Genomic DNA, 14,281 nt, shown 5'->3' with positions numbered 1-14,281 from the left:
ACCCTCACCCTGGTGACGCCGGGGACCCCGCCGACGATCGAGGCCGAGCTGACGGGGATCGTGGAGTTCGGCGCCGGCGGGCTCAACGGCGCGACGCTGACCCTGCTCGACCTCGGCTACATGCAGCGGCAGTTCTTCGGCGGACGCGACGTCTACAACGCGGTGTCGCTCAACGCGGCCGAGGGAGTCACCCAGGAGGAGCTCGCCGCCGCGGCCCAGGAGGTCCTCCCGGACGGGGTGGTCGCGCGCACCGGCGACGTCGTCGTCGAGGAGAACCAGGCGGTGATCGACGAGATCCTCGGCTTCCTCAACACCTTCCTGCTGGTGTTCGCGGGTGTCTCGCTGGTGGTCGGCACCTTCCTGATCGTCAACACCTTCTCGATCCTGGTGGCGCAGCGCAGCCGCGAGCTCGCGCTGCTCCGAGCCATCGGCGCCTCGCGCCGGCAGGTCACCCGGTCGGTGATGTTCGAGGCCGTCGTGCTCGGCGCCGTCGGGTCCACCATCGGTCTCGGCCTCGGGGTGCTCCTCGCCATGGGCATCCGCGCGCTGTTCGCGACCTTCGGCCTCGACCTCAGCGGGTCCGACCTGATCTTCGCGGCACGGACCCCGCTGGCGGCGTACGCCGTCGGCATCCTGGTGACGCTGGTCGCTGCCTACATCCCGGCCCGGCGGTCCGCTCGGATCCCGCCGATCGCGGCGCTCCGCGACGACGTGGCGATGCCGGAGTCGGCGCTGCACTGGCGGCTGGTGTTCGGCACGGGGCTGATCGTGGCCGGGGCCGGCGCGATGCTCGCCGGCCTGTACGTCGACGTACCCCGCCCCGGCTGGTGGGTCGGGGGCGGGATCCTCGCGGCGCTGCTCGGGGTCGCGGCCGCGAGCCCGGTCATCAGCAGGCCGGTGGTGGCGCTGGCGACGATAATCTACCGGCGCGTGTACGGCACCGTCGGCAACCTCGCCGGCCAGAACTCCCTGCGAAACCCGCGGCGTACGTCGGCCACGGCGTCCGCACTGATGATCGGCCTGGCGCTGGTGACGACGATGTCGATCCTCGGATCGTCGGCCAAGGACAGTGTGGACAAGACGATCGAGGAGAGCTTCTACGCCGACCTCGTGGTCTCCAACGTGATCGGCGTGCCGTTCTCGCCGTCCATCGCCAACCGCATCGAGCGGACAGACGGCATCGCCGAGGTGAGCCGGCTCCGCTACGCCAACGCGTCCTTCGACGGCGACGGCCAGGGCGTGATGGGAATCGAGGCGGAGTCGCTGGTCGACCAGGCCGACGTGCCGATGGTCGAGGGATCTCTGACCGACCTTCGCGACGGCACGATGCTGGTCTCCGACAGCCGTGCGGAGGAGGACGGTCTGGCGGTCGGCGACGAGGTGACGATGACCTTCCCGACAGGGAAGCGGGACCTCGAGGTCGTCGGCATCTACCAGACCGACAACAACACCGTGCTGTTCTACCCGTTCACCACGACGCTCGACACCCTGGCCGACGCGGGCTTCCCCGAGGCGGACAACTACCTGCTCATCTCCACCGAGGAGGGTGCCGACACCGCCGCCGTGCAGCGCACCCTGGAGAAGCAGACCGCCGAGCTGCCCACGGTGACAGTGAAGGACCAGGCCGGCTTCGCCGAGGAGCAGCGGGCACCGATCGACCAGATGCTGCTGCTCATCTACGCACTGCTCGGACTCGCCCTGGTGATCGCGGTGCTCGGCATCGTCAACACGCTGGCGCTGTCGGTGATCGAGCGGACCCGCGAGGTCGGGCTGCTGCGCGCGATCGGCCTGGGCCGCGGCCAGCTGCGCCGGATGATCCGGCTGGAGGCGATCGTGATCGCGGTGCTCGGCGCGGTGCTCGGCGTGGGCATGGGCATCGTGTTCGGACTGGCCCTGATGACCTCGCTCGCCGATGACGGGCTCGAGGTGATCACGGTGCCGGGCTGGCAGCTCGCGGGCTACGTCCTGGCCGCCGGTTTCGTCGGTGTCCTCGCCGCGGTCTTCCCGGCACGCCGCGCCGCCAGGCTCGACGTACTGCAGGCAATAGCGACCGAGTAGCCCCGGTACGTCCCGAAAGCGCCTCCGCTCGACGCGGCCCACCGCCCCACGAAGTGGCTAAGGTAGGACCGAGTTGAGCGGAGGTGCGATGGGCGACGTGGCGACTCCGGACCGACCACGCCAGACCGTGCACAAGCATGTGCAGGTGCGTGAATACGTCCGGGGGCTCATCCAGGGTGCGGAGCCGGGCAGCCCGGCTCCCTCGGAGCGGGAGCTCGTCCAGCACTTCGGCGTTGCCCGGATGACCGTCCGCCAAGCTCTCGACGCGCTGGTGTCCGAAGGGCTGCTCGAGCGCGTGCCGGGCCGCGGCACCTTCGTCGCCCGCGCCAAGATCGACGTACAGGTACGGCTCTCCAGCTACACCGAGGAGATGGGCCGGCGTGGCATGAAGCCCGGCTCCCGCACGTTGCTCGCCCGGATGGAGTCCGCCGGTCCCGGTGTCGCCCGGGCACTGGAGATCACCGAGGGAGCCAAGGTCGTGCACTGGCAGCGGCTCCGGCTCGCCGACGACGCGCCGATGTGCATCGAGGACGCCTACCTCGCCGACAGCATCGTGCCGAACTTCCTCGACCAGCCGCTGCCTGAGAGCCTCTACGAGGAGCTCCAGCGCCGCGACCTGATGCCGACCTGGGGTGAGGACTCCGTGGACGCCGCGTTGTCTCGCCCCGAGGAGGCGGAGCTGCTCGGCATCGCCCCGGGCGCACCCGCGCTGCGCATCGCACGTCGCGCGTTTGCCGGCAGCATCGCGATCGAGGTGTCCCGGTCGACCTACCGCGCCGACCGGTTCACGCTCTGGATGCCACTGTCGCGACCCAACACGCCCGTCACCCGCCCGCGGTGACGTCCGGCGCCCCCGTCGGCGTGATCGACGGACACAACGACCTGCCCTGGACGCTGCGCGACCACTGCGGCTACGACCTCGGTGCGGTCGACCTGGTCGGCGGGGAGCCCGCGGTGCAGACGGACTTCCCGCGGCTCGCCGCCGGCGGCGTCACCGGGCAGTTCTGGTCGGTCTACGTGCCGTGCTCGCTGACCGGCGCGGAGGCGGTGCAGGCGACGCGCGAGCAGATCGACTTCGTACGCCGCTTCGCCGACACCTACCCCGACCGGCTGGCGCTGTGCGTCACCGCCGACGAGGTCGACGCCGCGATCGACTCGGGGCGGGTGGCGTCGCTGATCGGGATGGAGGGCGGCCACTCGATCGACTCCTCGCTCGACACCCTGCGGGAGATGCACGAGCGGGGTGCGCGCTACATGACCCTGACCCACAACGAGAACGTGCCCTGGGCGGACTCCGCGACCGACGTACCCCTGCTCGGTGGGCTCTCCGACCTCGGCCGCGAGGTGGTCGCGGAGATGAACCGGCTGGGCATGTTCGTCGACCTGTCCCACGTCTCCGACGCGGTGATGCGCGACGCGCTGGCCGTCACCACCGCGCCGGTCATCTTCAGCCACAGCTCGGCGCGGGCCCTCGCCGACCACCCGCGCAACGTGCCCGACGACGTGCTCGCGACGCTCCGCGACAACGGCGGCGTGTGCATGGTGGGGTTCCCGTCGTTCTTCGTCAGCCAGCGCTGGGTGACGTGGTTCTTCGAGTGCCTCGACGTGGTGGCCGCACGCGGCGGCGACCCGCGCTCCTTCGACGACGTCGACCCGGTGCTGCGCGAGCGGCTCGACTCCGCGCCCGCGCCGCCGACGGTGGCCGAGCTTGCCGACCACGTCGACCACGTCCGCGACGTCGCCGGCATCGAGCACGTCGGCCTCGGCGGCGACTACGACGGCGCCTCGAGCTTCCCGGCCGGCATGGAGGACGTCTCCGGGTATCCGCTGCTGTTCGAGGAGCTCCGCTCGCGCGGCTACGCCGAGTCCGACCTGGCGGCGGTCGGCTCCGGCAACGTGCTGCGCGCCCTGCGCGACATGGAGTCGGCCGCGTCGTGAGCCGGTCATGAGCACGGTGGGCGTGCTGCTCGCCGCCGGGGCCGGCCATCGGATGGGCGGCCCGAAGGCGCTGCTGCGCGACGCGTCCGACGTGCCCTTCGTCGACCGCGCCGTCGGCCGGCTCCTCGACGGCGGCTGCGAAGCGGTCACCGTCGTGCTCGGTGCGTCCGCCGACGAGGTGCGGGTGCTGCTCGACGAGGCCGGCTGGTCGCAGGACGACGCGGTGTCGGTCGTCGTCGCCGACGAGTGGGCCGAGGGGATGGGTGCGTCGCTGCGGGCGGGCCTGGCCGCGCTCGCGTCCGCCCCGGCCTCGGTGACGGCGGCGCTCGTCTCCCTGGTCGACCTTCCGGATGTCGGGGACGACGTGGTGCGTCGGGTGCTCGCTGCGGGTGCGGGCGAGGACGTCCTCGCCCGCGCGTCGTACGACGGGGTCGCCGGCCACCCGGTCCTGCTCGGCCGCGGTCACTGGTCCGGCGTGGTGGCCGTGGCCAGAGGGGACCGCGGGGCCCGCGACTACCTCCGTGGCCGCGAGGTGCGGCTCGTGGAGTGCGGCGACCTCGCGACCGGGCGCGACGTGGACCGTCCCGGAGAGCTCTGACCTGCGCTCCGTCGAGGGGTCACTTGTGCAGCGACACGCCGCCGAGGGCCCTGAAGTTCTGACTCCTCGCGCGGACAGGGAGGTCGGGAGTGGCGCGTGGGTAGGCTCGTGACATGAGCGCTGCTGACGAGATGCCCGCGCCCGGTGCGAGGTTCGGGTCGGCGGCGGAGCTGTCGGCACGGCTGGGCGCGACCGGGTACCTCGCCGACGAGTCGCTGGCCACCATCGTCTACCTCGCGCTCGAGATGCAACGGCCGCTGCTGCTCGAGGGGGAGCCGGGCACGGGCAAGACCGCGCTCGCCGAGGCGGTGGCCGCCGCGACCGACACCCCGCTGGTGCGGCTGCAGTGCTACGAGGGCATCGACGCCACGCAGGCGCTCTACGACTGGGACTTCCCGCGACAGATCCTGCACCTGCGGGCCCTCGAGGCCGCCGGCGAGACGGTCGACGTGGATAAGGCCGAGTCCTCGCTGTTCGACGAGCGGTTCCTGCTCTCCCGGCCGGTGCTGCGGGCGCTGCGGGAGGCGCCGGCGGTGCTGCTGGTCGACGAGATCGACCGCGCCGACGACGAGTTCGAGGCGTTCCTGCTCGAGGTGCTCTCGACCTACCAGGTGAGCATCCCCGAGCTCGGCACCATCACCGCCAGCACCCCGCCGGTCGTGGTGCTCACCTCCAACCGCACCCGGGAGATCCACGACGCGCTGAAGCGGCGCTGCCTGTACCACTGGGTCGAGCACCCCGGCCTGGAGCGGGAGGTGCAGATCGTCCGCACCCGCGCCCCGGAGGTCCCCGAGCAGCTCGCCGAGCAGGTGGTCGCGCTGGTGCAGCGGCTGCGCAACGACGAGGGTCTGCTCAAGCCGCCCGGCGTCGCCGAGACCCTCGACTGGGCCCGCGCCCTGCACCGGCTCGGCACCAAGGAGCTGGACCTCGCCACGGCCGCAGCCACCCTCGGCGCGGTCGTGAAGTACCGCGAGGACGCCCAGCGGGTCCGCCAGGCGCTGGACCGGATGCTGACCCAATGACGACGGCGGAGCGGCGTCAGGGCCTGGTGCCCGGCTTCCATCACGGGGCCGACGAGCTGCTGCTCGGCTTCACGCGCGCGCTCCGCGCCTCCGGCGTACCCGTGACCATGGACCGTGCGCAGTCCTACCTGGCCGCGGTCGCCGTGGTCGGCCTCGACGACCGTCGCGCGACCTACTGGGCCGGCCGCGCCACGCTCTGCTCCGGACCCGACGACCTCGACCGCTACGACCAGGTCTTCAGCGCCTGGTTCCTCGGCGACGAGACGCCGAACGGCCCGAAGCGGTCCGAGCCTCGGCCGCCGCAGGTCCAGGCGGCGCTCGAGGAGATGGGGGCCGGCGAGTCGCAGGGCGAGGACGACCCGCTGCGCGCCCGGGCCAGCGACGTCGAGGTGCTGCGCCACCGCGACATCGGAGCGATGTCGGCCCACGACCGGGCACGCATGGCGCTGCTGTTCGACCTGCTGCGACCGCGATCCCCGGGGCGGCGGACGCGCCGGCGCTCACCGTGGCACCGCGGCGAGATCGACGCCGAGCGCACGATGCGCCGCACCCTGCAGCGGATGGGCGAGCCGGCCGAGATCGCGTGGCGGCGGCGCACGACCCGGCCGCGCCGGATCGTGCTGCTGATCGACGTGTCCGGCTCGATGAGCCCGTACGCCGACGCGCTGCTCCGGCTGGCCCACCGCTTCGAGGTCTCGACCAGGCCCGGGCTCACCGAGGTGTTCACGGTGGGGACCCGGTTGACCCGGGTCACCCGCGCGCTCCGGGTCCGCGACGCCGACCAGGCGATCATCGCGGCCGGCCGCACCGTGCCGGACTGGTCCGGCGGCACCCGGCTCGGCGAGACGCTGCAGATCTTCCTCGACCGCTGGGGTCAGCGCGGCTGCGCACGCGGGGCGGTCGTCGTGGTGTTCAGCGACGGGTGGGAGCGGGGCGACACCGACCTGCTGCGCGAGCAGATGCGCCGGCTGCACGGACTTGCGCACTCGGTGGTCTGGGTCAACCCGCACGTGGGCAAGGCCGGCTACCAGCCGGTGCAGCAGGGAATCGTGGCCGCCCTCGACCACGTTGACCATTTCGTGGCGGGACACTCCCTGGCCACGTTCGCGGAGCTGATCGAGGTGGTGGCCGATGCGTGAGGTGCTGTCGGACCTGTTGAGGTGGTGGGAGGCCGGCGAGACCGTCGGCGTCGGCACTGTGGTGGCCACGTTCCGCTCCGCGCCCCGACCGCCCGGCGCCTCGATGCTGGTCGGCCCGTCGGGCGAGGCCGTCGGGTCGGTCTCCGGGGGCTGCGTCGAGGGCGCGGTTTACGAGCTCGGTCAGTCCGTCGTCGGTGACGGCACCCCGGTGCTGCAGCGGTACGGCGTGAGCGACGACGACGCCTTCGCCGTCGGCCTGACCTGCGGCGGGATCCTCGACGTGTTCGTCGAGAAGGTGAACCGCGAGACCTTCCCCGAGCTCGGCGGCATCGCGGCCGACATCGAGGCGGGCCGCCCGGTCGCGGTGGCGACCGTGGTGGAGCACCCGGACCCGAGCAGGGTGGGCCGAAGGCTGGTGGTGCGCCCGGTCGACGCCGCCCCTGCCGACGGGGCAGTGCTCGGCAGCCTCGGCACCGACCGCATGGACGACGCGGTCACCGACGACGTCCGCGGGCTGCTCGCCGCTGGGCACCACCAGACGCTGACCTACGGCCCCGAGGGCGAGCGCCGCGGCGAGGGCATGCGGGTCTTCGTGTGGGCGTTCGCGCCGCCGCCCCGGATGCTGGTCTTCGGCGCGATCGACTTCGCGGCGGCCGTGGCCAGGATCGGCGGCTTCCTCGGCTACCACGTGACGGTGTGTGACGCCCGGCCCGTGTTCGCGACCAACTCCCGCTTCCCCGCCGCCGACGAGGTCGTGGTGCAGTGGCCGCACAAGTACCTCCGAGCGGAGGCCGAGGCCGGGCGCGTCGACAGCCGCACCGTCCTGTGCGTGCTCACGCACGACCCGAAGTTCGACGTACCCCTGCTCGAGGTGGCGCTGCGGCTGCCCGAGGTCCGGTACGTCGGCGCGATGGGGTCGCGGCGGACTCACGATGACCGGATGAAGCGGTTGCAGGAGGCCGGGCTGACCGACGAGGAGCTCACCAGGCTCTCGTCGCCGATCGGCCTGGACCTCGGGGCCCGGACGCCGGAGGAGACAGCGGTGAGCATCGCCGCCGAGATCATCGCGCTGCAGTGGGGCGGCCAGGGACAGCGGCTGACCGCGCTGGACGACCGCATCCACCACTGAGCATCCGTCTGCCGACCCGCGGCTCGGGCTCGGACGGCTCCCGAATCACTCCGCCCACGCGGGCCGCCGAGCCGCTACGGTGACGGCAGGGGAGGGCCCTTCCGAGGCAGAGCGAGGGACATGACCAGTCCGCGAGAAGAGCTGCGGGGGCAGCGGGTCGAGGCGGTGCGCGCCTGGACCGCGTTCGTCGAGCGGGGCGACGAGGCCGCCGCGATGGTGCGCCCGGAGATCCTGCGCAGCTGGGAGCGGTCCGGGGTCGCGATCTCCCCCGACGTGGCCGAGGCGCCGATGGCCGACGAGTCGGACACCGCTGCGTTCTGGCAGGAGTCGCCGCTGCAGGTCGCGGTGTCGCGCATCGAGGACGACCTGCGTCGTACGGCGGAGGACGGCGACCTGGTGGTCGCGGTGACCGACGCCGACACCCGGATCCTGTGGACCTACGGCGGGCGGGTGATGCGCCGCAAAGCCGAGTCGGTGAACTTCGTCGCCGGCGGTCGCTGGGGCGAGTCCAGCATCGGCACCAATGCGCTGGCCCTGGCTACGACCGACGACCGGCCGTCGACGGTCTTCAGCGCCGAGCACTTCGCCCCGATCGTGCACAACTGGGTGTGCTGGGCCGCGCCGGTGCACGACCCGGTGACCGGTGAGCAGCTCGGCGTCATCGACCTGTCGACCACGTGGGACCGGACCCACCCGATCGGGATGGCCACCGCGCGCGTGATGGCGCGGCTGCTGGAGAACGCCCTGCCACGGGCGACCGCCCCGTCGGACGGCCGCCACACGGGGGGTCGCGCCTTCCAGGCGGGCCTGCAGCTCACGCTGCTGGGCCAGGTCGAGGTCGTGCTCGACGGGCAGCGACTGCTGCTGACCCGCCGGCAGACCGAGATCCTGGCGCTGCTCGCCCTGCACCCCGAGGGGCTCACCCTCGAGCACCTGCAGGCGCTGGTCTACGGCGACAAGGCGGTCAGCCCGTCCACGTTGAAGGCCGAGGTGTCACACCTGCGCAGCGCCCTGGGCGGGCAGCTCGCCTCGCGGCCCTACCGGCTGATGATGCCCGTGGACACCGACGTGGAGACGGTGCTCGACCTGCTCCGCCGGGGTCGCGTCGCCGGCGCGCTCGCGGCCTACGGAGGCGACCTGTTCCCGGGCACCAGCTCGCCGGCCCTGACCGAGCTGGCCGAGGTCGTGGCGGTCTCGGTGCGGGAGGCGTTGCTCGCCGACCCGCAGCCGGGTGCGGTGATGCGCTACACCGAGCTGGCGCCGTACGACACCGAGGTGATCGAGGTCGCGCTGGCGGCGCTGCCCGACGCGCGGCACCCGGCCCGAGCCCTGCTCAAGGGCCGGCTGGCCGCGGCCGGCCGGGCCTGAGAGCCCGCTCCCGAGCACGGAGCGGACGGGCTGCGACTGCGGGTGGCGACCGGACCCCCGAACAGGTCGCCACCCGCAGCGGCCCCCGTCCACGGCGCGTGTTGCTGGGATCATCCTGCGAGACCGGGCGGCGCGGTGCCATACGCACAAGCGCGTACGTTGCCCCCGGCCCCGGCGGCACGGCTGCCCGGTTCGTCCCGGACGAACCGGGCCGAACCGGACGAGGATTCCGATCCGCATGACGGCCTTTCGGTTCTTCAATACGATGGGGACGGCTGCAGAACGGCGGCCCTTGCCACGGCGCGACGGGGAACCTGTGCAGGACGCGGAGCGGCGCTTCAACCACTGGGTCGACCTGGTCGACCACCTGCTCGGCTGCCCCGACGCGGGCTTCCCCACCGGGATGCTGACCGCCCAGCTGGTGGCCACGTTCGACACGAACGCGGCCTGGAACTGGATCGACGCCGACGGCGGCTACGGGTTCGACATGTACGACCGGCCGCCCGGCTGGCCGTCCCCTGCCGAGATGGAGTTCTGGACGCTCGAGGCCATGCCCGAGCACCCGCTGCCGCACTGGTACATGGTCAGCGGCGACACCAGCGCGACGACGATCGAGCGGGTGCCCAGGTCGGTGGGGACGCGGCGCGGGCGAGAGATGGTCGCGCACTGCCTGCGTCCGGTGGGACTCGACCGGCAGCTGGCGATCCCCTACCGGGTCGGCCCGGCCGGGCAACGCGTCTTCGTGCTCGCCAAGAGCGGTGCCGACTACTCCGACGACCAGGTGACACTGGCCCGCCGCATCCAGCCGCTGATGGTGCTGCTCGCCCGCAACCAGGCCGTGCTCGAGGAGTGCCGGCCCGGCGCGTCCGTCGTACCACTCCAACGGGCGACCGCGGGTCTCACCGGTCGGGAGCTCGCCGTGCTGCGGCTGCTGGCGGACGGCCTGACCGCCGAGTCGATCGGCCGCCGGCTCGGGGTCTCCCGGCACACGGTCCGCAAGCACCTCGAGCACGTCTACCGGAAGCTGGGCGTGACCGACCGTCTGGTGGCGGTCCGCGAGGCGCGCGCTCGAGGCCTCCTGGACGACGCGATCGAGGAGCGCACGGGGGGCTGACCCGCACCAACCTTTCGCCAACCCCCAGGTCCTAACGTGGCAGGCGTCACATCGGTTACCACCGACCAGTCCGACGCATGTCCAGGGGTGTCCTGATGACGAAGATCGAAGTCACCGTCGACGGTGAGAGGTACGCCGACGACGTCGAACCACGCATGTTGCTCGTGCACTACCTCCGAGAGCGCCTCGGGAAGACCGGCACCGTCGTCGGCTGCGACACCAGCAACTGCGGCGCCTGCACCATCCACGTCGACGGCAAGAGCGTGAAGTCGTGCAACATGCTCGCCGTGCAGGCCGACGGGCACGAGGTCACGACCGTCGAGGGGCTGGCGACGGACGGCGAGCTGCACCCGGTGCAGAAGGCGTTCCACGAGTGCCACGCCCTGCAGTGCGGCTACTGCACGCCGGGCATGATCATGCAGTCGATCGACCTGCTCAACGACAACCCGAACCCTTCCGAGGAGGAGATCCGGCTCGGGCTCGAGGGCAACCTGTGCCGGTGCACCGGCTACCACAACATCGTGAAGGCAGTGCAGGCCGCGGCCACGTCGGGCGGTGCGCGATGACCTCCACCCAGGAGCGCCCTGCCGACGCCGTCGAGAGCGAGATCGGCAAGTCCCGACGCCGCAAGGAGGACCAGCGGCTCATCACCGGGCGCACCCGGTGGACCGACAACATCCAGCTCACCGGCATGCTGCACCTGGCGATGGTGCGCAGCCCGTACGCGCACGCGCGGATCACCGCCATCGACACGAGCGAGGCCAAGACGGCGCCCAACGTGGTCACCGTGCTGACCGGCGCGGACGTGAGTGACGATCAGGGCACACTGATCACGGCGTGGCCGATCACGACCGACCAGAAGTCGCCCGCGCACCCACCGATGGCGGTGGACCGGGTCGCGTTCGCCGGTGAGGTCGTGGCCGTGGTCGCCGCCCGCTCCGCGGCAGAGGCGCGCGACGCGGCCGAGCTCGTCGACGTCGACTACGAGGAGCTGCCGGCCGCTCTCGACCTCAAGCAGGCGGCCGAGGCCGACGCCGACCACGGAGTGCTTGCCCACCCTGACCTCGGCACCAACAAGGCGGCGTTCTGGCAGCTCGACTCCGCGGCCCAGGGCAGCGGCGGCTCGGTGGACGAGGCCATCGCGACCGCTCGCGCCGACGGCATCGTCATCGAGCGGGAGTACCGTCAGCAGCGGCTGATCCCGGCGTTCATGGAGCCGCGCTCTGTCGTTGTGGACCCCACGGGCGAGCAGATCACGGTGTGGAGCGCGACGCAGATCCCGCACATCGTGCGGTTCGCGCTCGCGGCGACCACCGGAGTGCCGGAGTCGAAGATCCGGGTGATCGCCCCCGACGTGGGCGGCGGCTTCGGCGGCAAGCTCCAGATCACGCCGGAGGAGTGGATCGCGTTCTGCGTCGCCCGCAGGCTCGGCCGGCCGGTGAAGCACACCGAGACCCGCTCGGAGTCGCTGATGGCCGGCCACCACGGCCGCGACCAGTGGCAGAAGCTGACGCTGGCGGCCACGAAGGAAGGTCGGGTCACCGCGCTGAAGGTGGACCTGCTCGCGGACATGGGCGCGTACGCCGCACTGGTCGGCACCGGGGTGCCGGTGCTCGGCGCCTGGATGTTCAACTCGATCTACAAGTTCGACGCCTACCAGTTCAACCTCACCCCGGTCTACACCAACAAGACCTGGGTCGACGCCTACCGCGGCGCCGGCCGGCCGGAGGCGACGTACGCCATCGAGCGGCTCATGGAGGAGCTGGCCGCCGAGGTCGGCAAGGACCCGCTCGAGGTCCGCGCGCTGAGCTGGATCAAGCACGAGGAGTTCCCGTTCACCACGGTGGCCGGCATGACCTACGACTCGGGCAACTACGAGGCGGCCACCGCCAAGGCCAAGGAGATGTTCGGGTACGACGAGCTGCGTGCCGAGCAGAAGCGCCGCCGCGAGAGCAACGACCCCGTCCAGCTCGGCATCGGGGTCTCCACGTTCACCGAGATGTGCGGCCTCGCGCCGTCCCGCATCCTCGGCCAGCTCAACTACGCGGCCGGCGGCTGGGACCACGCTGACATCCGGATGCTCGCCACGGGCAAGGTCGAGGTGGTGACGGGCACGTCGCCGCACGGCCAGGGGCACGAGACCGCCTGGTCGCAGATCGTGGCCGACCGGCTCGGCGTCCCGTTCGAGGACGTGGAGGTCCTGCACGGCGACACCCAGGTCTCCTACCACGGCATGGACACGTACGGCTCCCGCTCGCTGGTCGTCGGGGCAGAGGCGGTCGTCCGGGCGGCCGACAAGGTGATCGAGAAGGCCAAGCCGTTCGCCGCGCACCTGCTCGAGGCTTCCGTCGACGACCTCGAGTTCACCGGCGGGCGGTTCACGGTCCGGGGCACCGACAAGGACCTCGGCATCCAGGATGTCGCGCTGGCGGCGTTCACCGGTCACAACCTGCCCGACGGCGCCGAGCCGTCGATCGACGCGTCGGCGAGCTTCGACCCGGAGAACTTCTCGTTCCCGCACGGCACCCACCTGTGTGCCGTCGAGATCGACACCGAGACCGGCGGCGTGAAGATGCGCAAGTACGTCTGCGTCGACGATGTCGGCACCATCGTCAACCCGATGATCGTGGAGGGCCAGGTCCACGGCGGGCTCGTCCAGGGTATCGCCCAAGCGCTGTTCGAGGAGGCCGTCCACGACGAGTCCGGGACCCTCGTCTCGGCGTCGTTCGTCGACTACCTGGTCCCGACGGCGGCCGACCTGATCAGCTTCGAGACCGGTCACACCACGTCGCCGTCGACGTACACCAAGCTCGGCACCAAGGGCGTCGGCGAGGCCGGCACGATCGCCTCCACCCCGGCGGTGGTCAACGCGATCGTCGACGCGATCCGCCACTTCGGCGTCAACGACGTGCAGATGCCGTGCACGCCGGCCCGGATCTGGAAGGCGATCCACGACCAGGGTGGCGGTGGCGGCGAGCCGACACCGGGTGACGCGATGCCGCACTTCGACGAGCAGGACGTCGCAGACCGCACGGCCGGAGCCGACGACGGAGGTGCACGGTGATTCCCGCCAAGTTCGACTACGTGTCCCCGACCACGGTGGAGGAGGCGCTGCAGGCGCTCGCGGCCGCCGGCGACGAAGGCAAGGTGATCGCCGGTGGGCAGAGCCTGCTGCCGGTGCTGCGGATGCGGCTCAACGCGCCGGAGATGATCATCGACATCGGCAAGATCGACTCGATGCGTGGCGTCCGCGACGACGGCGACGCGATCGTCATCGGGGCGCTCACCACCCACGCAGAGGTGCAGACCGACCCGCTGGTGCGCGAGCACGCGCTGCTGATCACCAAGGCGGTGTCCGAGGTCGCCGACCCGCAGATCCGTCATCGAGGCACGTTCGGCGGTGCCCTCGCGCACGCCGACCCGGCCGGTGACCTCGGGGCCCCGGCGCTCGCCCTGGACGCCGAGTTCGTCGTAGCCGGCCCCGGTGGGACCCGCACGATCGCCGCGACCGACTTCTTCGTCGACCTCTTCACCACCGCGATGGAGGACACCGAGCTGCTGACCGAGGTGCGGATCCCGAAGTGGTCCGGCTGGGGCGCGCACTACGAGAAGTTCGTGCGGGTCGCCCACCAGTGGCCGATCGTCGCGGTCGCGGCGGCGGTCAAGGTCGATGGCGGACAGATCGCGGAGGCGCGGGTCGGCCTGACCAACATGGGGTCCACACCGCTGCGGGCCACGTCCGTGGAGCGGGCGTTGGTGGGGCAACCGGCCACCGACGAGGCGGTCCGGGCGGCCGCGGCGTCGGCGGCCGAGGGCACCAACCCGCCCTCGGACCTCAACGGCGACGCCGACTACCGGCGCCACTTGGCGACCGTGCTGACCAGGCGTGCCGTCCTCGCGGCCGCAGGAGGATAG

The 14,281-nt window shown here is 72.0% G+C and carries 12 protein-coding genes; all 12 read left to right on the top strand.

The window, feature by feature from the left end; all coding sequences use genetic code 11:
• On the top strand, window positions 1-2,058 hold a 2,058-nt coding region (locus tag VFH10_RS04765), incomplete at its 5' end, for an ABC transporter permease (protein WP_325126477.1).
• Window positions 2,059-2,203: 145 nt separating this feature from the next.
• Entirely contained in the window at window positions 2,204-2,899 is a 696-nt protein-coding gene (locus VFH10_RS04760; RefSeq protein WP_325126475.1) for a GntR family transcriptional regulator, read from the top strand.
• A complete protein-coding gene (locus tag VFH10_RS04755; protein WP_325126473.1) occupies window positions 2,896-3,996 on the top strand; it encodes a dipeptidase in 1,101 nt (366 codons plus the stop codon). The genes VFH10_RS04760 and VFH10_RS04755 overlap by 4 nt, the downstream gene beginning before the upstream one ends.
• 7 nt (window positions 3,997-4,003) lie before the next feature.
• Entirely contained in the window at window positions 4,004-4,594 is a 591-nt protein-coding gene (locus tag VFH10_RS04750; RefSeq protein WP_325126472.1) for a nucleotidyltransferase family protein, read from the top strand.
• A 113-nt stretch (window positions 4,595-4,707) separates the two neighbouring features.
• A complete protein-coding gene (locus VFH10_RS04745) occupies window positions 4,708-5,616 on the top strand; it encodes a MoxR family ATPase (protein ID WP_325126470.1) in 909 nt (302 codons plus the stop codon).
• Window positions 5,613-6,755, top strand: a complete 1,143-nt coding sequence (locus tag VFH10_RS04740; protein WP_325126468.1) for a vWA domain-containing protein — start codon at window positions 5,613-5,615, stop codon at window positions 6,753-6,755. The genes VFH10_RS04745 and VFH10_RS04740 overlap by 4 nt, the downstream gene beginning before the upstream one ends.
• Entirely contained in the window at window positions 6,748-7,884 is a 1,137-nt protein-coding gene (locus VFH10_RS04735) for an XdhC/CoxI family protein (protein ID WP_325126466.1), read from the top strand. Before VFH10_RS04740 ends, VFH10_RS04735 begins: the two co-directional genes overlap by 8 nt.
• A 120-nt stretch (window positions 7,885-8,004) precedes the next feature.
• Complete coding sequence (locus VFH10_RS04730; RefSeq protein ID WP_325126464.1) at window positions 8,005-9,252, top strand: transcriptional regulator; 1,248 nt, start codon at window positions 8,005-8,007, stop codon at window positions 9,250-9,252.
• A gap of 316 nt (window positions 9,253-9,568) precedes the next feature.
• Window positions 9,569-10,366 carry a helix-turn-helix transcriptional regulator gene (locus VFH10_RS04725; protein WP_325126462.1) on the top strand — a complete coding sequence of 266 codons (798 nt, stop codon included), beginning with the start codon at window positions 9,569-9,571 and terminating at the stop codon, window positions 10,364-10,366.
• Window positions 10,367-10,461: 95 nt separating this feature from the next.
• A complete protein-coding gene (locus VFH10_RS04720) occupies window positions 10,462-10,932 on the top strand; it encodes a (2Fe-2S)-binding protein (protein WP_325126460.1) in 471 nt (156 codons plus the stop codon).
• A complete protein-coding gene (locus VFH10_RS04715; RefSeq protein WP_325126458.1) occupies window positions 10,929-13,430 on the top strand; it encodes a xanthine dehydrogenase family protein molybdopterin-binding subunit in 2,502 nt (833 codons plus the stop codon). Before VFH10_RS04720 ends, VFH10_RS04715 begins: the two co-directional genes overlap by 4 nt.
• On the top strand, window positions 13,427-14,281 hold the full coding sequence (locus VFH10_RS04710; protein WP_325126456.1) for a xanthine dehydrogenase family protein subunit M: 855 nt from the start codon (window positions 13,427-13,429) through the stop codon (window positions 14,279-14,281). Before VFH10_RS04715 ends, VFH10_RS04710 begins: the two co-directional genes overlap by 4 nt.

It is taken from the genome of Nocardioides sp. (assembly GCF_035697785.1).
Taxonomy (GTDB): Bacteria; Actinomycetota; Actinomycetes; order Propionibacteriales; family Nocardioidaceae; genus Nocardioides_B.
This window is presented reverse-complemented; position numbering and strand designations above follow the sequence as displayed.

Coding starts and splice junctions, on each gene's coding strand:
- VFH10_RS04735 (WP_325126466.1), top strand. CDS start 6,748: ATGCGTGAGGTGCTGTCGGACCTGTTGAGGTGGTGGGAGGCCGGCGAG.
- VFH10_RS04730 (WP_325126464.1), top strand. CDS start 8,005: ATGACCAGTCCGCGAGAAGAGCTGCGGGGGCAGCGGGTCGAGGCGGTG.
- VFH10_RS04750 (WP_325126472.1), top strand. CDS start 4,004: ATGAGCACGGTGGGCGTGCTGCTCGCCGCCGGGGCCGGCCATCGGATG.
- VFH10_RS04740 (WP_325126468.1), top strand. CDS start 5,613: ATGACGACGGCGGAGCGGCGTCAGGGCCTGGTGCCCGGCTTCCATCAC.
- VFH10_RS04745 (WP_325126470.1), top strand. CDS start 4,708: ATGAGCGCTGCTGACGAGATGCCCGCGCCCGGTGCGAGGTTCGGGTCG.
- VFH10_RS04715 (WP_325126458.1), top strand. CDS start 10,929: ATGACCTCCACCCAGGAGCGCCCTGCCGACGCCGTCGAGAGCGAGATC.
- VFH10_RS04720 (WP_325126460.1), top strand. CDS start 10,462: ATGACGAAGATCGAAGTCACCGTCGACGGTGAGAGGTACGCCGACGAC.